Source organism: Micromonospora andamanensis, assembly GCF_016863495.1.
In the GTDB taxonomy this organism is placed as follows: domain Bacteria; phylum Actinomycetota; class Actinomycetes; order Mycobacteriales; family Micromonosporaceae; genus Micromonospora; species Micromonospora andamanensis.
In genome coordinates this window covers 46,557-66,971 of the sequence record NZ_BOOZ01000041.1, presented here as the reverse complement: position 1 = coordinate 66,971, position 20,415 = coordinate 46,557, and the positions used below count along the sequence as shown (strand labels likewise).

The following is a 20,415-nucleotide window of genomic DNA, read 5'->3' as shown; positions in this document are numbered from 1 at the left end:
ACCCCAAACGGGGCGGCCCTGAATTCTTTTCCACCCACCGGAACCGCCCCGGTCCCTGGAGACACCGCAGCGTCCACTCGATGATGCCCCCAAATTGAGGCACGCTGAGATTCTGTAGCGGTGAACAGCCCCGACTTTCGGTATGTCACGGTCTCCTGGGCGGAGGATCACCTGAGATGCGGCATCCCAGGACCCGCCACAGCCTGGGACCCGCACCACAGCCTGGGACCCGCACCACGGTCAGGGCCCGCCACGGCCTCGGGGCCCGCGCCATGCCTGGGCCCTGTGAGGGTCGGGGGACGGGTCCGGCGCGGGCCTCTGGTTGTGTCTCAGGGCGTGAATGTAGCGGGAGCGGGCGCGGTAGGACCCCGGGACTAGGCGAGCCGGGCAACAGGGCAGCGCTGCGGGGGTACCTGAAGGAAGCGGCCCCGCCGGCGCGAGGCTGGCGGGGCCGTGACGGAGCCGGTGGGGCGTCAGGCGGGTTTCTTGGCGCAGATGAAGCGTGGCTCCGCGCTGTAGGTCCAGCTGAACTTCTCCCGCTTGACGACCTTCCCGTCCTTCTTGATGACCCGGAACGCGTCCTGGGTGAAGCCCTGGCTGCCGCTGGCAGGAATGCAGGTCGGCCCGGGTTCGAGGTAGACGGTCTTCGGTGAGGTGATGTTCCGCCGGGGACCGTACTCGGTCTTCACGCTGTCCCAGATCTTCGTGCTCCACATCGACACCGTCACCGAACTGCCGGTGTAGGAGGTGTCGATCAGGACGCCGTAGTCGGTGTTGTTGCGGAACTTGAAGTCGAGGTTGGGCCAGAAGATTGTCGACTCGATGACCGCCGGGTACCGGCTGAAGTAGTACGAGTGCGGCTTGTGCTCGACGTCCTCCAGGCCGGCGTAGTAGGAGGCGTTGAAGAGGGTCGTGGTGAACTGCGAGGTGCCACCGCCGACCCCCGGCACCAGCTTGCCGTCGAGAATCACCGGCGCGTCACGGTAGCCCTGCGCGTAGCCGCGTTCGCCGGTGTGACCGTTGAGCGAGAACGTCTCGCCCGGCAGGACCACTGTCCCCTTCACGTCGTTGGCGATCGTCACGATGTTCTGACTACGCGGCGACGAGAGCCCGCCAGTGAAGTTTGTGGTGAAGGAGGAGACCTTCTCCTTGATCCCCAGGTCACGGAGCTTCGCCGCGGTGAGCTTCGGCTCGACCGGCTTCAGCTCGGCGGAGATCGTACGGTCCTCGCCGCGTGGCAGGACGGTGAGCAGGTCGGCACCGAGATTGCTGGTGTCGACCTGCTTGCCGGCCCGCCCGTCGACCACCTTCGGCTTGCCACCGGAGATGGTCATCGTCGCGTCCTTGGGCGCCACCTCGACCGTGCCGAGCTTGTCTCCGAGTGCGGAGCGCAGCTTTTTGACGTCCACGCTGGGCGTGAGCTTTCCGGACTTGTCGGCCTTGAAACGGAGGCCCTTCGCGATGGCGGTCGGCGGGATGGTGACCGAACCGCGCTCGGTGGTCAGTTTGACGGGTGCCGCCACGGCCGGTTCGGCCAGCTCGGCGACCAACCTGTCGACCTCCTCGGCGGTGGTGGCCGGGTGGTTCTCCACCAACGGGACGGTCACCGGCTGCCCGCTCAACCAGCCCTGCTTGACGGCGTCGGCGGAGTGCTCCGGGTCGATGGTGAGGGCGGGCTTCGGGTAACGCACCTTCGGCTTGGTGCCGGAGAAGGTGATCGCCGGCATGGTCATCTTCCGGCCCTGGTCGCCGACGAGCTTCTTCAGCGCGGCCTCCAACTTCGGCACGTCGACCGAGACCACCGGCTCGATCTCCCGCGAGCCAACGAGGCGGTCCACGGCGTGGGCGTTTGTCGCCGCGGCGGCTGCCACTGTGGCGTCCACGTCGACGGTCAGCCCGACCTCGGCGGGATTGATCTCTGCCGTCCGCTCGCCGACGCGTACCTGGATGGGGGCCTGAAGCTCGGTCGCGCGGCGGTCCAGATGCTGCCGCAGCTCCCGCGCCGCGTCCGTCCGGCTGCGTCCGCCGAGCTCGGTGCCGAGCACGCTGGTGCCGCGGGGCACGTCACCCGCGTACGCCCAGACCGCCACCGCACCTACCGAGCCGAGCACCGCGGTAGCCACGCCGGATGCGAGCAGCAGTCGGAACCGGCGGGACCGGGGTCGGTCGCCGTCCGGCGGGGTGGGGGCCGGACGCACCGGCTCCTCGATCGGCCAACTGACCGCCGTCACCTGCACCGTCGGCCGCTCATCGGCCGGCGGTGGACGTTCTTCGCCGTACAGCGTCACAACTACCTCTTAGCGACATACCGCATGCGGAACCGGGGATCCCCACTCCGGGAGAGAACAACGGTAGCCAACCAGACCTCCGTCGGGGAGCCCGAGCCGGTCCGGATCGCCGGTTGTGCCCGTTCGGCGTGTCGCACCTCCGGAAATGTCACTCATGGTGACGGCCGGGTGCCTCGCGGGTCAGCGTCGTCGCGACCGAACACCAGCCAGGCCATCACCACGGCCGCCAGGGCGGCGGCGGTCAACGAACAGATGAGCACCCCGGTCACCGTGCGTGGTGCGAGCAACGTGGCTCCGGCCGCCAACCCGGCGGTCGCCAGCCACAGCGGGGCGGCCGGCCATCGGGCGCCGGTCGCCACCCGGTCGTTCACCAGCATGAACACCACCGCGTAGAGCGCGCCGACGGCCGCGAACATCGGAGCCGTCCCGGCCAGGTGCAGGTAGTCGGCGCCACCGACGAGCCGGAAGGCCAGCTCGCCGCCGATCGCCGAGCCGACCACCAGGACCACGCCGCAGGCCAGGATCAGCGCCAGCGCCACCAGTCGGGCACGCCTGTCGCCCTGGGCCAACCGGGGCAGCACCAGCAGCGTGACGACCTGAGGAGCCCAGAGCGCACCCTTGGTGAGCACCGCGCCGACGGCGTAAGCACCTGAGGCGTCCGTCGGTAGGAGTTGACGGGCGAGGATCAGGTCCGCGTACGAGATGGTGAGCATCGCCAGCGTCGCGCCGCACGCTGTCATCACCTGCCTCGCCCCCAGGGCGGTGCCGGTGATCGGGGCAGCGGACGTCTCGGCCGGGTCGTCGGCGGTCGGCCCGGACGTGGCCGGGTCGGCGGGCCGTAAATACCCGGCCGGGCTGGCGAGACGGGCCAGCAGTGGCAGCGCGAGCAGGCCGGTCAGGGTGGCCAGCAGCAGGCACAGCTCCGGTCCCTGGCCGAGCAGCAGCCCGACGACCAGCCCGCCGTAGCGGCCGACGGCGACCACGACCATCGCCGCGGCGAGGCGCAGGAACCGCTGGTCCCCCTGAAGCTCGCCGAGCCACCGGCCGCTGAGCACGGTGGCGAACGTGGTGGCCGCGAGCAGCAGCGTCAGCGCCAGTGGCAGCCGCAGGGCGACCGTCAGCGCTGGCGCCGCCGCGAGGGTGACCCCGGCCGTGACGGCTGCGGTCCGCAACCCGAGGCGGCCGGTGCCATGAGCGCCACTCCGGGCCCGGTGGGCGGCCACCGCGATCTGCAGACCGAAGCCGGGTACCGCCGCGATAGCGGCCAACGCGAGCACCGCCGCCAGCGCGCCCAGCTCGGCGGCGCTGAGCCGGCGCGCACCGAGCATCGGGACGACGTAGGCCAGTGCGTTCGTCAGCACGGTGGCGACGGTGACCGCAGCGCCGGCTGCGCCGAGCCGCAACCGCGCGACGTCCCTGCTCGTGGTCTGGGCCATGCCACTCCGCGTCGTGTCGGTCGTCCGCGCGGACGACCCGGCGTCTTCGGGCCGCGATCCGGTCGGGACGGCGGCCCGACCGGAAGACGGTACCGGCAGCTCGACAGTCCCGACAGCCCCGCACCGGTGGCCCCTGCCCAGCGGGCCGGGAAACGTCTAGTGTGCTGCCCCATGGCGTCGACGAAGCTGGCCCCCGCCGCGACCTCCGGACTGGCGGCGCTGCTGCCCGCCCGACTGCTGGCGGGCGCGATCCGCCGCGCGTACCCACGGGTGGAGCCGGAACTTGCCCGGCTCACCGATTTCGTTCCGGCCGGCGGCACCGCTGTCGACGTGGGCGCCTGGTACGGGCCGTGGACGGCCCGACTGCTCCGCCGGGCCGACCGGGTGGTTGCGGTGGAGCCGACCACCGCGCTGGCAGGGCAGCTCCGAGCGGCCTTCCCGCAGGTCGAGGTGGTCGAGGCGGCGGTCTCCGACCACGAGGGCAGGGCCACCCTCTACCTGCCGGAGGGTGGGGCTATCGTCGGCACCTCCTCCCTGGAGGACGCGGCCCAGGGTCCTGCGGTCTCCGTCCGAAGGATCACGCTGGACTCGCTCGGCCTGACCGACGTGCGTTTCATCAAGCTCGACATCGAGGGTCACGAGCTGCCCGCCCTGCGTGGTGCGGAGCGGACCGTCCGGCGGGACCGACCGGTGCTGCTGATCGAGGTCGAGGAGCGGATCCAGCCGGTGGAACCGCTGCTGGACCTGCTGACCGGCTGGGGCTATCGCGGGTACGTGCTGCCGGATCGGACGTGGGTGCCGTTGGCCGACTTCGACCTCGGCGGGCATCAACGTGCGGCGATCGCCCGGGTGGGTCAGGGCTTCGCGCGCCGGGTCGTGTGGCCCCGCCCCCGGTATGTCAACTCGGTGCTGTTCCGGCCCGAGTGACCGGGCTGTCCGGGCCCGGGTGACCGGCGGGCGGCGGGACGCGGCTCGCCCCGCCGCCGACCGGCTCGGGTCTACTCGGGCTTGGGCGCCGGGTTGCCGATCGCGATCTCGTTGGTGCAGAGCGACACGTCGCTGCCGGCCACCGTCAGCTCTACCGCGTCCCCGCCGCCGACGATGCGGAAGAAGCGCTGGTTGAGGCCCTTCTTGACGGGGAACTCGGCGGTGCCGGTGCCGAACCGCAGGGTGGCTGTGCCGTCCGCCGAGCTGAGGTAGCCGATGCGGGCCACCCAGTGCCAGTCGTCCCGGGGTTCGTTGAGCGGCATCCGTACCGTCTGCCCGCTGGCGATCAGGTAGCCGCAGCCTTCCTGCGGTCCCGGCTGGATCGTGCTACCGACGATCGTGGCCACCTGGATCCGGCCGAGGGAGTCCAGCACCGAGACGTGGTCGGCCTCGTCCACGTACGTGGGTCGGGTGCCGAAGGCGCGGAAGAAGCGGGACTGCAGGTTGTACGGCCAGGACAGGCTCGGTACGACGTTGTCCGGGACCGGAGCGTCGAAGAACACAGTGTCGGGCGGCGCGCTGGCCATCTCGATCCGAACGGTGTCGATGTACGACCGGCTCGACTTGACCGCCCACTCGTCGCTGTACCGGGACGTCGTCCACACCGTGCCCAGGCAGACGGCGACGAGCATCAGGGCGAGCATCACGTTCACTGCCTCCCGGTAGCGCTCGGGCAGTGGGCCGAGCAGCCCGGGGGGAGGAGGCCCGAGCGGGTCGGACGGGGCGGCGGCCGGCGGTCGCCGGTCCGGCCCGGTCGGTCGATCGTCGGCGTCGCGTGGCGGTGGGCCGGCGGTCGAGGAGTGACCGGCATCCGGAGGGCTGCTGGGGTGCGGCGCGACGACCGGATCAGCGGCGCGGACGGCACCGGCCTCGGTGTTCGGCCCGGAGTCGGCGGCCGATGCCGTCGGCGGGGTCACGTCCGGCGCGGTCGTCGACGCCGGGTCCGGCTCGGGGTCGACCGGGGCTTCGGCGTGGATGACGCCGAGCCGGGCCACCACTCGCGTGGGCCGTCCGGTCCGGACCGACTCGGCCAGCACCGGCGCGGTCGCGCCGGCCGACGATGCAACCGGGCCTTCCGGCGGCGCGGTCGGGCCGGCCTGCGGTGCTGCGGCGCTCGGTGCGGCCACGGCCTGCGGGACGCCGCTGTCCGGGGCCCGGCCGTCTCCCGGTTCCGGGAGGGCCACGGGTGTCGCTCGCGGAGGATCGACGGCGGGTGGCTCGGTCGCGCCGGGGACCCGGGAGGGCCGGGCCAGCCCGACCACGGCGACGCCGAGACAGATGGCGGCCACCACGACGACGTCACTCACGTAACGGGGAACGCCGCCGGCGACCCCACTGAAGGTCGAACCGAGCCGGGTCGCGGCAAGCATCGCGGCCACCAGGACCAGGTACGACCCGAGCAGCAGCCAGGCGCGTCCGGCGCGTCGGCGTCGGCGTACGGTCGCCACGACCAGGGCCACGAAGATCGTCCAGGCCACCCAGGTGCCGAGTTCCGGTGGTGCCGCGACCGGGGCGCCGTCGCCTGCGCCCAGCCACTGCCATGGCCCGCCCACCAGGCCCGGCACCACAGTGGACCCGAGCATCTGGGTGAGGAAGGAGAACACCTCACCGGCCGATGCCGGCGGTCGCAGGGAAGACTCCGAGTTGCCCAGGTAGGCGGCGAGGAAGCCGAGCGACAGGACGGTCAGCACCAACCAGGACGCCCACCAGCGGCGGATGGTGGTCCAGATGGTGCGGAAGAAGCCGCCTTCGGCGTAGAGGGCGGCGGTGAGCAGGAAGACGAGCGCCACGACCAGGATCGCCTTCTCGAAGAAGACGAGGCCGAGCAGTACGGAGAGGGCCAGCGTGACCAGGTGCCGTTTGCGTCGGGTCTGCACATAGCTGACCTGCGCGCCCACCGCGAGCACCATGGCGATCTGCATCGGCAGCATGTTGACCCCGACCGCCCACCAGGAGGTGGCCTCCAGGGTCAGCGGGCTGAACATCAGCGCGCCGAGCGGCAGGAGCAGCAGCCAGGACGGTTGCAGCAGTCGACGCAGCAGCCGGAAGAAGGTGATGCCGAGGATCGCCTGCCCGATCGCCATCAGCAGCACGTACGGCCAGTAGGCCATGCCGATGTGTTCGGTGATCAGCCAGGTGAGCAACCGACCACCGGGCATGAGGTGGTTGTTGTAGAGGGCGAGCAGGTGTTCGACGGTCAGGTTCGACTCCGCCGCCTGCGTGATCATCACGTAGTCGTCGGCCGCCAGGAAGCCGCCGGAGGCCACCTGGGCACGCCACAGCACGCTGAGCGCGACGATGGCGAGCGCCGCCGTCCGGATCCGGTCCCCGCCCAGCCCACCGCCGACGCGATCCGGTGCGGCCGTGCGGTCCGTGTCTGTCGACGAACCCTGATCAACCTGAACCGAACGCACCGGGTCCGACCCCGCGGCCCGGTCGACCGTAAGGGGAGGTTGAGAAGGGTTCGATGCCATGGCGGGAAGACTGCCACACCAGCCGTCGGCCATCCCATCAGGTCAACGGATGGTTCGGTGGTGACAGGGTCGGGCCGCTGCCGGCCGCGTACAGTGGCCGCCACCAGCGCGGTCGGTCGCCGCGCACCGGCAGTGGTGAGGTCGACGGATGCGGGAACGGCTGGTGCCGCACGCGGTGGCTGCCGCCGTGACGGCGGTGGTGCTCGCGCCGCTGGCCCTTCCCGGGTACGTGCTGCGCTACGACATGGTCTTCGTGCCCAGGTCGACGTTGAGCTGGGAGATGATCGCCCCGGCCACGGCCCTGCCCCGGGCCGTTCCGCAGGACGCCGTGGTGGCGCTGGCCAACCAGTTGCTCCCCGGATGGCTGCTGCAACGGCTGGTACTTGTGGCGATCCTCTACCTGGCCGCGCTGGGTGCCGCGCGGCTGGTGCCGACCGGGCGGGTGGGGGTGCGGGTGGTGGCCGCGCTCGGGTACGCGTGGACGCCGTACCTGGCCGAGCGGTTGCTGATCGGGCAGTGGGGGCTGCTTGTCGCGTACGCCGCGTTGCCCTGGCTGGTGCGCGCCGCGATCGGGGTGCGTGGCGCGGAGCGGGGTGCGCTGCGCCGGCTGTTGCTGGCGGCGGCGGCGTCCGCGATCACCCCGACCGGCGGGTTGCTCGCCCTGGTGGTCGTCACCGTGCTGCTGGTCGGCCGGTACCCGGGGGCGGCCCGGGCGGCGCTGACCGGGGTGGGTACGGTCGTGCTGTTGAACGCGCCGTGGCTGGTGGCCGGGTTCGTCAGCGCCGGGACCGGCCGGTCCGACCCGGCCGGTGTGACGGTCTTCGCCGCCCGAGCGGAGAACTGGGCGGGTCCGCTGGTGGCGCTCGCCGGCACCGGCGGTATCTGGAACGGGCAGGCCACCCCGGCCTCCCGGAGCGGATGGCTGATACCACTGGCGACGCTGCTGGTGCTGGCGGTCGCCGGGTGCGGCGTGCCGGTGCTGTGGCGCCGCTGGTCGGCACCGGTCGCCGGTCGGCTCGGCCTGCTGGCGGTCGCCTCGTGGCTTGGTGCCGCACTCGGGGTGCTGCCCGGTGGGGCGAGCCTGCTGGGCTGGTTGGTCGCCGCGGTGCCCGGTGCCGGGCTGCTCCGCGACGGGCAGAAGCTGCTGGTGCCGTACGTGCTGCTGGTGGTGATCGCCGGGGCGGTCGGCGCGGAGCGACTGGCCGCACACCTGGCGGCCCGGTTCGACCTGGCCACCGGGCGGGTGCTGCTGGCCGGGGCGGCGTTGCTGCCGCTGGCGGTGATGCCCGACCTCGCCGTCGGCGGGGTGGGACGACTACGGCCGGTGGCGTGGCCGGCGGACTGGGCGACTGTGGCGCGGCTGGTCGACGAGCGGCCCGGCGAGGTGGTGTCGCTGCCGTTCCAGGAGTACCAGAGTTACGCGTGGAACGGTGGCCGGGTCGTGATCGACCCGGCGCCTCGTTACCTCGGCGTCCCGGTCCTGATCGACGACACGCTGCGGGTCGACGGCACCGCTGTCGCCGGGGAGGACCCCCGCGCGGCCCGGCTGCGTGAGCTGCTCGCGGCCGGCGAGCCGGTGGCGGCGGCCGGGCCCCGCTGGGTGCTGGTGCAGCGCGCCGCCGGCCCGTCGCCGGATCCGGCGACGCTGGCCGGACTGCGCCCGGTGTACGCCGGTGACGAGCTGTCGTTGTACGAGAATCCGGCCTGGCGTGCGGCTCCCGAGCCGAGCCGTCCCGGTCCGGTGGGTCTGGCCCATCTGTTGGCCGGAACGGTGGTGCTGGTTCTCGGTTTTTCGGGCACTGCGCGATGGTGCTACCGCGTGGTAGCGTCCCGGCACGCGAGTCCCGCGGAAGGAGAAGGTGGATGAGGAACCTGCCCGCGTTCGTCGCCGTCGGGGTACTCGGTGTCGTGCTCGGCATGCTCGGCAGCGTCGGTCTGGCGAACGTGCTCAGCCCGTCCGCCAAGGAGGCCGCCAACTCCAAGGTGAGTGAGCAGACCGAGGCCCCGCTGTACGGCACGCGCTGACCTCGAACAGCGGAAAGGCGCCCGCAGCACGCGGGCGCCTTTCGTCGTGTCCAGAACCGACAGCATCAGCGCCGACGACCAGCCGGCGGGATCCGTCGGTCAGCGGGCGGTCGCCGCGGTGACCAGCTGGGCGAACCGGGCACCTGTCGCCGTCCAGGTGTAGCGCGCCGCATGGGCCAGCGCCGCCTCGCCCATCGCCTTGCGCCGGACATCGTCGGCGAGCAGTTCCCGGACGACCGCCGTGAACTCCTGCTCGTCGTCGACGAGCAGGCCGGTCTCCGTGTCGACCATCGCCTCGGCGACCCCACCCGCGTACCTGAAGGCCACGGTCGGGGTGCTGCGGGCGGCGGCCTCCACGATGGTCAGACCCCAGCCCTCCTTGAGTGACGGGGTGAGGGCGAGCCAGGCGGAGCTGAGCAGGGCGTGCTTCTCCTCCTCGCTGACGAAGCCGGTGAACCGCACCCGGTCGGTGATCCCGAGGGCGGCGCAGCGTTCACGCAGCGGCTCCTCCCACCAGCCCTGGCCGGCGACCACCAGCTCCAGGTCGGGCAGTTCGTCGGCCAGTTCGGCGACGGTACGCAGGGCGATCTCGACCCGTTTGTGGGGAACCAGGCGCCCCAGCACCAGCAGCGACGGGTTGTCGGTACGGGGCAGTGCCGGGCCGGTCACCGGCGGGGTGCCGTTGGGCACCACGTCGATCCGCTCGGCGTCGACGCCGAGGGTCGCCAGTTCGGCGCGACTGGCCTCGGAGACGGTGACGTAGCGGCACCGCCGGTAGAGCCGCACCGCGAGCCAGGACTCGATCCACCAGCCCAGCCGGCACATCCAGGGCCCGAACACCACAGGCCACTGCTCCCGGTGTACGTGGTGTACCAGCGCGATGACCGGCCGCCCGGCGTAGAGCGGAGCGAAGAACGGCACCCCGTTGCAGACGTCGATGATCAGGTCCGGCCGGCCGAGACCTCGCCGGCTGAGCGCGCCGAACCCGAACCGACCGGCGAGGCAGATCAGCGCCGCCCGGAGGTACACGGTCATCCGGGAGCCGCGACGCAGCACGCGTACGCCGGACTCGGTGGTCCCGGCCGGCCCGGCGTTGCCATGGGCGGCACAGAGCAGAGTCACCTGGTGACCGAAGGTGACCAGTTCGGCGGCGATCCGCTCGATGTAGACCTCGGAGCCGCCACCCTCGGGGTTTGTGGTGTCTCGCCAGTTGAGGAACAGGACGTGGCGGGAGGAGGTGCCGGAGTTGTCCACGCTGCTCCTACCGGTGAGTAAGTGAGCACGATCGCGCCACCCTAGGGCGGTGCGGCCCGGCTGCGCAATGGGCAGATCCGGCGGCGACGATCCGGTAACGGGTCGTCGACGGGGGGTTTGCCGACGGGCGGAAACCTTGGCAGGGTGTGCAGCGCAACCGCGTGCGATGCCCGGTGTCTGCTTACCGATCTCGTCGCGGCAGGTGTTGTGACCTGCGGTGGGAGATCGCCCGCAGGCGTGACGAGGAGGTGAGGCGGCGGTGGTTGCCGACCGTCCCGCGCCGACGCGCGCCCTCGCCCGCCGCTCACCGGTGGTGCTGCTCAGTGCCGCCCTGGTGCTGCTGCTGGCCGGCTGGGCGGCGGTCGCGTACATCCGGGCCGACCGGGGCACCCCGACCTGCGTCGAACAGGTCCGCCTCCGAGTGGTGGCCGCTCCGGTGATCGCACCGGCGCTGGACCGGGTGGCCCGAGCCAACGCCGGAAGCCAGCCGTGCGTCTCCGTCGAGGTGCAGGCCCGACCGTCTGCGGCGGTCGCCCGGGAACTCGCCGACGGCGTCGACGTCGGGGACGCGTGGCTGCCGGAGTCGACGTTCTGGCTGCGCCGGGCCCGCGCCGCCGGCGCGTTCGAGGTGCCCGGCCAGGGCACGTCGGTGGCGAGCACCCCTGTGGTGCTGGCCGTCAACGAGCGCGTCGCGCGTCGATCCGGTTGGCCGGACAAGCCGCTGAACTGGGCTTCGCTCCTGGGTGCCCGCGCGAGAACCGTCCAGGTCGGGCTGCCCGACCCGGCGGCCGACCCGGCCGGGGTCGGTGCCCTGCTCGGCGCCCGGGCACTTGCCGACGACAACCGGGACTCGGCGGCGACAGTGGCGGCCACGTTGCGTCGGCTCGCCGAGCGGACCTTCAGCCCGGCCGAGGAAGCCAGCTCGTTGACCCCGAACCGGGACCTGCCGGGCCGGGCAAGTGTCGTCGCGGCCAGTGAACAGGCGGTGCTGGAACACAACGCGTTGGCGGCCACCGGAAAGCTGGTCGCCGCGTACCCGGAGGTCGACGTGCCCTGGCTCGACCTGCCGTACGTGGTGCTACCCGGCGCGCAGGGCCGGGCCCGTGACGCCGGTGGTGCCTTCCTCGACAAGTTGCTGACCGGCGAGGCCCGGGAGGTGTTCGCCGGCTACGGGTTCCGGACCTCGGCCGGTTTCCCGCCGGCCATGCCGGCTGACGATCGACTGCGGGCCGAGGAACGCCAGCCGGTGCCACTGCCCGCCGAGGAGAGGGTCAGCGACGTGTTGACCGGGTGGAGCGGCGTGCAGCGCAGCGCCCGGATCCTCACCCTGCTGGACATCTCCGGCTCGATGGCCGCGCCGGTGCCGGCCGGTGGCACCCGACTCGACGCCACGGTGCGGGCCGCCCGGGAGGGCGCGGCGCTGCTGCTGGACAACAGCGAACTCGGCATCTGGGTCTTCTCCACGAAGGTCGACGGTGACCGGGACCACCGCGAGATCCTGCCGGTGCGCCCGCTGGGCAGCCAGCGCAAACAGCTGACCGAGGCCCTGGCTGAGGTCCGGGTCAAGCCGCAGGGCGGCACCGGGCTGTACGACAGCACGCTTGCCGCGTACCGCGACGCGCGCCGCAACTGGACCCCGGGCCGGATCAACCTGGTGCTCGTGATGACCGACGGGCGCAACGAGGACGAGGACACCGTCGGGCGGGCCGACTTCCTGGCCGAACTCAAGCGGTTGCAGGAACCACGCCGCCCCTTGCCGATCATCTTCATCGGTCTCGGCGCGGACATCGACCCGGAGGAGCTGAAGGCCATCACGAAGGTCACCGGCGGGCGGGTATTCGTCACCGAGCAGCCGGGCGGGATGCGGCGCATCTTCTTCTCGGCGCTCGCCGACCTGAGCTGCCTGCCGCCGGAGTGTCGTCGATGAGAGGGCTGCCGGCGCGGCTGCGCCGCTCACCCGGCACCGTGCTGTCCCTGCTGCTGCTCACCGCGATCGCCTTCGGCCAGCGGCCCGGCCAGGTCACCTTCGACACCAAACTCGACCTGGCCGCGAACCCGATCCATTTCATGGCCCGGGCGCTGCACCTGTGGAACCCGGAAGCCACCTCGGGCGAGTTGCAGAACCAGGCGTACGGCTACCTGTTCCCGATGGGGCCGTTCTTCGCCGCCGGGCAGTGGCTGGCGGTACCGCCGTGGATCACGCAGCGGCTCTGGACAGCACTGCTGCTGGCCGCGGCCTTCTACGGGCTGCTGCGGCTGGCCCGGGCGCTGGACATCGGCACCGAACCGACGCGGTACGCGGCGGCGCTCGGCTACGCGCTGGCCCCGCGCATCCTCACCGAGGTCGGCGCGCTCTCCTCGGAGACGCTTGCCGCCTCGATGCTGCCCTGGGTGCTGTTGCCGCTGGTGACCGTACGCCGGATCGGTTCCCCACGCCGAGCCGCCGCGCTCTCCGCCCTGGCCGTGCTCGGCATGGGCGGGATCAACGCGGCGGTGGTGCTGATGGCGCTGCTGCTGCCCGGCGTCTGGATGCTCACCCGACGGTGGGACGCGCAGCACCTGCGCCTGGTCGGCTGGTGGTGTGTCTGCGTCATCGGGGTCTGCCTGTGGTGGATCGTGCCGCTGCTGCTGCTCGGCCAGTACAGCCTGCCCTTCCTCGACTACATCGAGTCGTCCACCACGACCACCGCAGTGGCCTCCCTGTTCCAGGCGGTACGCGGCACCAACCAGTGGGTCGCGTACATCGTGCAGGGCGAACCGTGGTGGCCGGCGGGCTGGCTGCTGATCGACCACCCGGTGCTGATGGCGCTCACCGCGGTGGTGGCGTTGATCGGGCTGGCCGGGCTGGCCGGCAACCTGCTGCCCCAGCGGCGTTTCCTGGTGGCCGGGTTCCTCACCGGGCTGACCCTGCTCACCATCGGCTACGTCGGAGCTGTGGACAGCCCGGTCTCCGGGCTGGTCCGCGATCTGCTGGACGGGCCGTTGGCGCCGTTCCGCAACGTGCACAAGCTCGATCCGGTGCTGCGGCTGCCGCTGATGCTCGGCTTCGCGCACGGCGTCGACGCGGTGGCCACCCGGATGCACAACGCCGTGGCCCGCCGCCGGCCCGGGATCCGGCTGCGTCCGCTGGTCTTCGTACCGGTGCTGCTGCTCGTGCTGGGGGCTGCCGCACCGGCCTGGCTGGGCCTGCTCCGTCCCGGCCCGGGTTGGTCCGACCTGCCGTCGCACTGGCGATCGGCGGCGACCTGGCTGGCCGACCGTGACGCGCTGGCCCGCACCCTGGTGGTGCCCGGCTCCGGCTTCGGGCAGTACGACTGGGGACGCACAGTCGACGAGCCGTTGCAGGCGCTAGCCGGAGCGCCGTGGGCGGTCCGCCACCAGGTGCCGCTCGGTTCGGCGGGCAACACCCGGATGATGGACACCGTCGAAGAGGTGCTGGCCAGCGGCCGGGGCTCGGCCGGCCTTGCCGACCTGCTCGCCCGCTCCGGTTTCCGGAACCTGCTCCTGCGTAACGACATCGACCGGACCCAGGTGGACGCGCCGCCGGTGGCGGTGCTGCGCCGGGCACTTGCCGACTCGCCAGGCATCGCGCGGGTGGCCACCTTCGGCACCACCGAGGCGCTGTCCCGGACCCTCGGCAGCCCGGTGGACGACGGCGCGGGTTCCCCGCCGGCAATCGAGGTGTACGAGGTGCAGCGGCCGGTGCCGGCCGCTTCGGCGGTGCTGACCGCCGACGTGCCAACGGTCAGCGGTGGTCCGGAGTCGCTGCTTCCCCTGCTGGAACAGGGGGTTGTGGAACGGGACCGGCCGGTGGTGCTCACCGGGGATCGGGACGACTCCCCGGCCGATGTCGTCGGCGATCGGTGGATCGTCACGGACGGTCTGCGTCGCCGGGAGCGCGACATCGGTCGGGTGCGGGACAACCTCTCCCAGACGTTGACCGCGAACGAGGCGGGACGGCAGGGCCGCGTCGCCCTCGACGTGCTGCCCTTCGCCGGGGAACAGCACCAGACGACCGCGACCTACCAGGGTATCCGTGCGGTGACGGCGTCCTCGGCCGTGAGCTTCGTGGACAGTCTCGGCCCGGCCGACCCCTCGCACCTGCCGTTCGCCGCCGTCGACGGGGAGTACGGCACCGCCTGGCGCTCGGCGCCCCTGGCCGGACCGGTCGGGCAGTGGCTCCAGGTGGATCTGGACACCCCACGCCAGGTGGACAGCGTACGACTCGCGTTCGTCAGCGATCTGGCGGTGGGCTGGCCGGTGGCCCGGTTCCGACTCACCACCGATCGGGGTTCGGTGGACCACGACGTGGCCGCCACGCTCGGCGGGCACTCGTACTACACGTTGCCGGGCCCCACCAGCCGGATCCGGGTGACTGTGCTGGCGGTGGCCGGCGGTCGTCTCGACGGTGGGGTCGGCATCCACGATCTGTCCATCCCGGACAGTGAGCCGCGGCGCGCGCTGCGGGCCCCGACGGATCTGCCGGACGGGCTGTCGACGCCTGTCAGTTGGGCGTTCAGCCGTGGACCGGCGGACCGGCCAGCGTGCTACCCGGCCCAGCGGACAGGCACCGACCCGCTGCCCGGTGGCGGCTCCGGCGGGGCGTCCGGCCGGCCGGAGGGCACGGTGATCAGGTGCGACCGTTTCCTGGCCCGGGTCGGTGAGGAACCGCTGGGCCTGGACCGGCTGTTCCGCAATCCGGCCGCCGGCACGTACCGGATGGAGCTGTCGGCGCTGCCGCGTCCGGGCGGTGAGCTGACGTTCTCCGGTACGAAGGTGAGGGCGACGTCGTCGTCGCGGCTGAGCGGTGACCCGGCCGTGGCCGCGTACGCGGCGATCGACGGTGATCCGGACACGGCCTGGTTGGCCGGTACCGAGGATCTGCGGCCCACCCTCAAGCTGCGCTGGTCCGGCGAGCGTCGCATCGACAGGTTGCGCCTGCGGGGCAGCCAGTTGCCGATCGGCTCGCTCCCCCGGCAGGTGGAGATCCACACACCGGATCGCGAGGTACGGGTGCCGGTCGAGGCCGACGGGACCGTCCGCTTCCCGGCGCTGCGCACCGACCGGATCGAGATCGTGGTGCGGGAGACCGAGCACCGGTTGGCCGATCTGCGGGGCAACGGCTGGCCCGCCACGGCGGGCATCGCGGAGGTGGAGATCCCGGCGCTGGCGAGCCTGCTGAAGCCGATCGACACCGACACCCGGGTGGTGGAACGCTGCGGTGACGGGCCGGCAGTCGAACTCGACGGTTTCCGGTACGACACCTCGGTCACCGCCAGCCTCGCGGACGTGCTGGCCGGGCGACCGGTGCCGGTCCGGGTCTGTGGCGAGGACGGTGCGGTGCTGGACCTGCCGGCGGGCGGGCACCGGCTGGCCACCTCGCCGTCGGAGGGTTTCGTCGTACAGGACGCGACCCTGCGGCCGGACGGCGATGCGAACCTGGCACCCCGGCATCGGGAGGTGACGGTGCTCGACTGGGCGGCTACCGACCGGACGGTGCGGGTCGCCGCAGGTGAGCAGGCGTTGCTCGTGGTGCCGGAGAATGCCAACGCCGGCTGGACGGCCACTCTCGACGGAGCGGCGCTCACCCGTTCCCGGGTGGACGGATGGCAGCAAGCGTGGGTGCTGCCGGCCGGCTCCGGCGGTGAGGTCCGGCTCGTCTTCGCCCCGGACCGGGCGTACCGGGGCGGGCTGGCGGCCGGCGCGGTGGCCGTGGTCGGCGTGCTGATCCTGGCGGTCTGGCCGGTGCGCCGCCGGACGACGACCGGGGACGAAGCGGACGCCATCGCGGCGGAGGCCCCGGCCTGGGCGATCGGTGCGCTGCTTGTGGTCCTGCTCGCCGCGTTGGGCGGGGTGCTCCCGGTGGCCATCGTGCTGGCCGCGATGCTGCTGCGGCAGCTGGCGGTGCGGGCCCTGCCGGTGGTGGTGCTCGGCGGGCTGACAGTGGCCACCGTGACCGCCGTGGCCGGTCGGTTGCAGGGCCACGGACAGGACTGGGCGTACCGGTCGTGGGTGCAGGCGGCGATGCTGGTCGCGATCGGCGCGGTGGTCGCCGCGGTTGTTCCGGTCCCCGGTGTACGCCCCGGGGAGATCATCGCGCATGATGTGACGCCGGGCACGTCCGGTGAGCCGCCGGACGCGGCTGCGGGCAGGGACGAGGACGGGGCGGTGACGCGGTGACGGCAGCGGACGACCGTACGCGGCGGGCGGAGCGACGCCGCTTCGCCTCGCTGACCCGGTCGGTGGCCCTGTTCCGGGCGTTCCTGGTGGAGCAGACCGACCCCGACCACTTCTACGGACTGCTGGCCACCGACTCGGTACGTCAGGTCTCCGGCTACATCGGGCTGGCCGGCCGTACGGTGCTCGACGTGGGCGGCGGCCCCGGGTACTTCGCGACCGCCTTCCGAGCGGCCGGCGCCCGCTACATCGGGCTGGATCCGGACGTCGGGGACTTCTCCGCGGCCGGTGAGTCGGTGTCGGGCATGCTGCGGGGCAGCGGCACGGCACTACCGGTCCGCAGCGGCAGCGTGGACGTGGCGTTCTCGTCGAACGTCGTCGAACACGTCGCCGAGCCACCCCTGATGCTCGACGAGATGGTGCGGGTGACCCGGCCCGGCGGGCTGATCTTCGTCTCGTACACCCCGTGGCTGTCGCCCTGGGGTGGCCACGAGACGGCGCCCTGGCACTACCTCGGCGGCAACCGGGCCCGCCGTCGCTACGAACGACGGACGGGACGGCCGCCGAAGAACCGCTACCGGGAGACGCTCTTCCCGGTCTCGATCTCCGACACGCTGCGCTGGGCTCGGGGCAACCGGGACGTCGAGGTGCTTGACGCGTTGCCGCGCTATCACCCGTGGTGGGCCCGCTGGGTGATCCGGGTGCCGGGCATCCGGGAGGTGGCGGCGTGGAACTTCGTGCTCGTACTGCGTCGGGCCGGGGAGCGGCAGCCCGGTGCGGTGGAGAAATCAGAGCTGACCGGGGGTCGCGTGGCTATGTGACTAGGTAGTAACCTCGCGGCCATCTCACTTATTGAAATCGACGATATTGAGCTCCTCAGGGAGGAAACATGAAGCACCGCGCCGTGGGTGCCGTGCTGTTCGGCGGCGGCGTACTGCTCCTGGCGCTGGCCGCCGGGCTGGTGTTCGTCGTCAAGCCCGCGATGACCAAGCTGCCCTACGACCTGGAGCCGGCGACATCGGTGGCCGAGGCGAAGGGCGCGACGTTCCTACAGATCACCAACGGCGCGGTCGACATCGTTACGCAGACGGACCTGAGGTCGACCATCCAGGTCACCCCGGAGCGCGCCAAGACCGCGGCGCTCAGCGGCGACCTCGCCGGAGACGCGGTGGTCTGGCGGGTCGGCCAGACCGTCGAGCGGACCGACACCAAGGCGCTGGTCAGCGCGTACGGCGCCGAGTTGGCGCTGGACCGGGTCTCCGCGGCGGCCGTCGAGTGGAACGAGCAGTTCCTCGACGAGAGCGGTACGCCGGAGAAGATCTCGTTCGCCGGCCAGGTCTACAAGTTCCCGTTCAACTCGGCGCAGGGCAACTACGAGGTCTTCGACAGGGATCTGCGGCAGACCCGGATGGCTGAGTTCCAGGGCACCGAGGACATCAACGGCATCGAGGCGTACCGCTACGAGCAGGTCATCACCGACGAGAAGCTGCCGCTGGCCACCGACCGGGTCGCGCTGCTGCTCGGTGCGCTCGCTCCGGGCTCGACGTCCGGCGACGTCGTCTACAGCAACACCCGTACGGTCTGGGTGGACCCGGTCACCGGCTCCTACCTCAAGGTCCGGGAGCAGCAGAAGAAGGTGCTCGTGCCGAACACGGGCGCGCCGGTGACGCTGCTGGACGCCGACTTCTCCTACAACGAGGAGACCGTGGCGTCCTCCGTGGAGCGGGCCGAGGAGAGCCGGGGCCAGCTCACCATCCTCGGTGTGTTCGCGCCGCTCGGCATCGCCGTGCTGGGCCTGGTGCTGATCCTCGTCGGGCTGCTGGTCTCGCGTAGCCGCACCCCGCGTACCGAGCCCCGGCACGCCGCCGCCGCGGACCCGGCACCGACCCGGGTCGACCAGCCGCCGGTGCGGGACGACGCGCGGGAGGGCGGACCGTTGACCGACGAGATCCCGCCCGCCACGACCAACTGGAAGTCCGAGGAGTCCACCGTGCCGAGCCAGCGGTCGGCGCAGGGCGAGTCGGAGAAGCAGTAACACCGGAACTGACGTCGCGGGGCGGGCCTGTCAAGGCCCGCCCCGCGGTGTCAGAGTCGGGCCAGGGCCCGGCGGAGCGGGTCGAGGCCGAGCGCACCCAGGTCGAGCGCCTGGCGGTGGAACTCCCGCAGGTCGAAGTCCGCGCCCTTGCGGGCCTTCGCGTCCTCCCGCGCCTGTAGCCAGATCCGCTCGCCCACCTTGTACGACGGCGCCTGCCCCGGCCAGCCCAGGTAGCGGTTGAGTTCGAAGCGCAGCATCTCGTCAGGTACCCGGCAGTGCGCCCGCAGGAACTCCCAGCCCAGTTCCGGGGTCCACCGCTCACCCGGGTGGAAGTCGAACGGGTTGTCCTTGGGAATCTCCAGCTCCAGATGCATGCCGATGTCCACGATCACGCGGGCCGCCCGCAGCGCCTGGCCGTCGAGCATCCCGAGTCGGTTGCCCGGGTCGTCCAGATAACCCAGTTCCTCCATCAGCCGCTCGGCGTACAACGCCCAACCCTCGCCGTGCCCGGACACCCAGCAGAGCAGCCGCTGCCAGCGGTTGAGCAACTCGGCCCGGACGGCGGTCTGGCCGATCTGGAGGTGATGCCCGGGGACCCCCTCGTGGTAGACGGTGGTCACCTCGCGCCAGGTGGAGAAGTCGGTGAGACCCTGCGGCACCGCCCACCACATCCGACCGGGCCGGGCGAAGTCCTCACTCGGGCCGGTGTAGTAGATGGAGCCGTCGCTTGTCGGCGCGATCATGCACTCGATGCGCCGGACCTGCTCGGGGATGTCGAAGTGGGTGCCGTTGAGGTCGCTTATCGCCTGATCGGCGAGCTCCTGCATCCAGTCGCGGAACGCGTCCCGACCTCGGATGGTGCGGGCCGGGTCGGCGTCCAACGCCGTCACGGCCTCGTCGATGGTGGCGCTCGGACCGGCGATCTGCGCGGCCACCGTCCGCATGTCGGCCTCCAGCCGGGCCAGCTCCGTGAAGCCCCAGGCGTACGTCTCGTCGAGGTCGATCCGGGCCCCGAGGAAGTACTGGGAGGCCAGCTCGTAGCGCTCCCGCCCGGCGGCCTGCTTCTCCCGCCCGTGCGGGGCGAGTTCGGTACGCAGGAACTGCCCGAACTCGGCGGTGGCCGCAGTGGCCGACGCCGCACCGCGACGCAGTTCGGAGCCGAGGGAGCCATCCTCGCCCAGCCGCTCGACGAGCCCGTGGAAGACGTTGTCACCGTCCGGATCGACCCAGGTGTCGCACTGCTTGGCCACCTCGATCAGCTGTGCGCGTGAGCTGATCCGTCCGGCCGCAGCCGCCTCCCGCAACGTGGTCTTGTAGTCCTCCAACGCACTCGCGAAGAGGTTCAGCCGGGCGGCCAGGTTGGCCCGGGCCTGCTCCCCCTCGGTGGGCATCAGGTCGAAGACCATCCGGATCTCGTGCAGCCCGCTGGTGATGACGCTTACCTCACTGGCCGTCTCGCCGGCGTCGTACCTGTCCAGTTCGAGGCCCAGGCGTTCCTGCATCGCCTCCCGCGCGGTGCGTTCGGCCTCCGTCGCCGGGTCGATGGTGTCCAGCTCGGCAAGGGTGCGTCGGGTCAGGTCAGCGCGTGCGGCGTACCCGTCGGGGGACAGGTCGTCGAACTTGTCGTCGTGGCCGGCGATGCCAACGTAGGTGGCACCGGTCGGGCTCAGTACGGCCCAGTCGGCGACGTAGCGGTTCGCGAGATCGTCGATTCTTCCCACGCTGCGCACCCTACGCGA

General features: G+C 72.0%; 12 protein-coding genes. 7 read left to right on the top strand and 5 right to left on the bottom strand.

From position 1 onward, the window contains the following. Window positions 1–473: 473 nt before the first annotated feature. Together Van01_RS26225 and Van01_RS26220 are read right to left on the bottom strand one after the other, a co-directional pair. Entirely contained in the window at window positions 474–2,288 is a 1,815-nt protein-coding gene (locus Van01_RS26225) for a VanW family protein (protein ID WP_204012967.1), read from the bottom strand. 152 nt (window positions 2,289–2,440) lie between these two features. After that, window positions 2,441–3,724: a polysaccharide biosynthesis protein gene (locus Van01_RS26220; protein ID WP_204012965.1), complete on the bottom strand. Its 1,284-nt coding sequence runs from the start codon at window positions 3,722–3,724 to the stop codon at window positions 2,441–2,443. Between the two features lie 171 nt (window positions 3,725–3,895). Here Van01_RS26220 and Van01_RS26215 point away from each other — a divergent pair, with 171 nt between their 5' ends. Then, entirely contained in the window at window positions 3,896–4,651 is a 756-nt protein-coding gene (locus Van01_RS26215; RefSeq protein ID WP_204012963.1) for an FkbM family methyltransferase, read from the top strand. 71 nt (window positions 4,652–4,722) lie between these two features. On the opposite strand, the gene Van01_RS26210 is transcribed toward Van01_RS26215, so the two are convergent. Further along, window positions 4,723–7,125 carry a hypothetical protein gene (locus tag Van01_RS26210; protein WP_204012961.1) on the bottom strand — a complete coding sequence of 801 codons (2,403 nt, stop codon included), beginning with the start codon at window positions 7,123–7,125 and terminating at the stop codon, window positions 4,723–4,725. 208 nt (window positions 7,126–7,333) lie between these two features. On the opposite strand from Van01_RS26210, the gene Van01_RS26205 reads away from it, so the two are divergent. Both Van01_RS26205 and Van01_RS26200 read left to right on the top strand, forming a co-directional pair. Beyond that, window positions 7,334–9,052, top strand: a complete 1,719-nt coding sequence (locus Van01_RS26205; protein ID WP_204012959.1) for an MmpA family trehalose lipid delivery protein — start codon at window positions 7,334–7,336, stop codon at window positions 9,050–9,052. After that, the gene (locus Van01_RS26200) at window positions 9,049–9,210 is read left to right on the top strand and encodes a hypothetical protein (RefSeq protein ID WP_013736401.1); all 162 of its coding nucleotides are present in this window, start codon (window positions 9,049–9,051) and stop codon (window positions 9,208–9,210) included. Before Van01_RS26205 ends, Van01_RS26200 begins: the two co-directional genes overlap by 4 nt. Window positions 9,211–9,309: 99 nt before the next feature. Here the strand turns inward: Van01_RS26200 and Van01_RS26195 are convergent, their stop codons facing one another. Further along, window positions 9,310–10,464, bottom strand: coding sequence for a glycosyltransferase family 4 protein (locus tag Van01_RS26195; protein ID WP_204012957.1), 1,155 nt, complete (start codon window positions 10,462–10,464; stop codon window positions 9,310–9,312). Between the two features lie 259 nt (window positions 10,465–10,723). On the opposite strand from Van01_RS26195, the gene Van01_RS26190 reads away from it, so the two are divergent. From Van01_RS26190 to pgfA, 4 genes are all read left to right on the top strand, one after another. After that, window positions 10,724–12,391 carry a substrate-binding and VWA domain-containing protein gene (locus Van01_RS26190; RefSeq protein ID WP_204012955.1) on the top strand — a complete coding sequence of 556 codons (1,668 nt, stop codon included), beginning with the start codon at window positions 10,724–10,726 and terminating at the stop codon, window positions 12,389–12,391. Next, window positions 12,388–16,644, top strand: a complete 4,257-nt coding sequence (locus Van01_RS26185) for an alpha-(1->3)-arabinofuranosyltransferase domain-containing protein (protein ID WP_204012954.1) — start codon at window positions 12,388–12,390, stop codon at window positions 16,642–16,644. Before Van01_RS26190 ends, Van01_RS26185 begins: the two co-directional genes overlap by 4 nt. Then, window positions 16,641–17,462 carry a class I SAM-dependent methyltransferase gene (locus Van01_RS26180; protein WP_204012953.1) on the top strand — a complete coding sequence of 274 codons (822 nt, stop codon included), beginning with the start codon at window positions 16,641–16,643 and terminating at the stop codon, window positions 17,460–17,462. Before Van01_RS26185 ends, Van01_RS26180 begins: the two co-directional genes overlap by 4 nt. A 68-nt stretch (window positions 17,463–17,530) precedes the next feature. After that, window positions 17,531–18,676: a cell envelope lipid trafficking protein PgfA gene (gene pgfA, locus Van01_RS26175; RefSeq protein WP_204012951.1), complete on the top strand. Its 1,146-nt coding sequence runs from the start codon at window positions 17,531–17,533 to the stop codon at window positions 18,674–18,676. A 50-nt stretch (window positions 18,677–18,726) separates the two neighbouring features. On the opposite strand, the gene Van01_RS26170 is transcribed toward pgfA, so the two are convergent. Next, window positions 18,727–20,397, bottom strand: a complete 1,671-nt coding sequence (locus Van01_RS26170) for a DUF885 domain-containing protein (protein WP_204012949.1) — start codon at window positions 20,395–20,397, stop codon at window positions 18,727–18,729. Between the last annotated feature and the right edge of the window lie 18 nt (window positions 20,398–20,415).

What these genes read in the sequence shown, in the direction of transcription:
- Van01_RS26200 (WP_013736401.1), top strand. Translation starts at nt 9,049, where the DNA reads ATGAGGAACCTGCCCGCGTTCGTCGCCGTCGGGGTACTCGGTGTCGTG.
- Van01_RS26215 (WP_204012963.1), top strand. Translation starts at nt 3,896, where the DNA reads ATGGCGTCGACGAAGCTGGCCCCCGCCGCGACCTCCGGACTGGCGGCG.
- Van01_RS26220 (WP_204012965.1), bottom strand. Translation starts at nt 3,724, where the DNA reads ATGGCCCAGACCACGAGCAGGGACGTCGCGCGGTTGCGGCTCGGCGCA.
- Van01_RS26185 (WP_204012954.1), top strand. Translation starts at nt 12,388, where the DNA reads ATGAGAGGGCTGCCGGCGCGGCTGCGCCGCTCACCCGGCACCGTGCTG.
- Van01_RS26205 (WP_204012959.1), top strand. Translation starts at nt 7,334, where the DNA reads ATGCGGGAACGGCTGGTGCCGCACGCGGTGGCTGCCGCCGTGACGGCG.
- pgfA (WP_204012951.1), top strand. Translation starts at nt 17,531, where the DNA reads ATGAAGCACCGCGCCGTGGGTGCCGTGCTGTTCGGCGGCGGCGTACTG.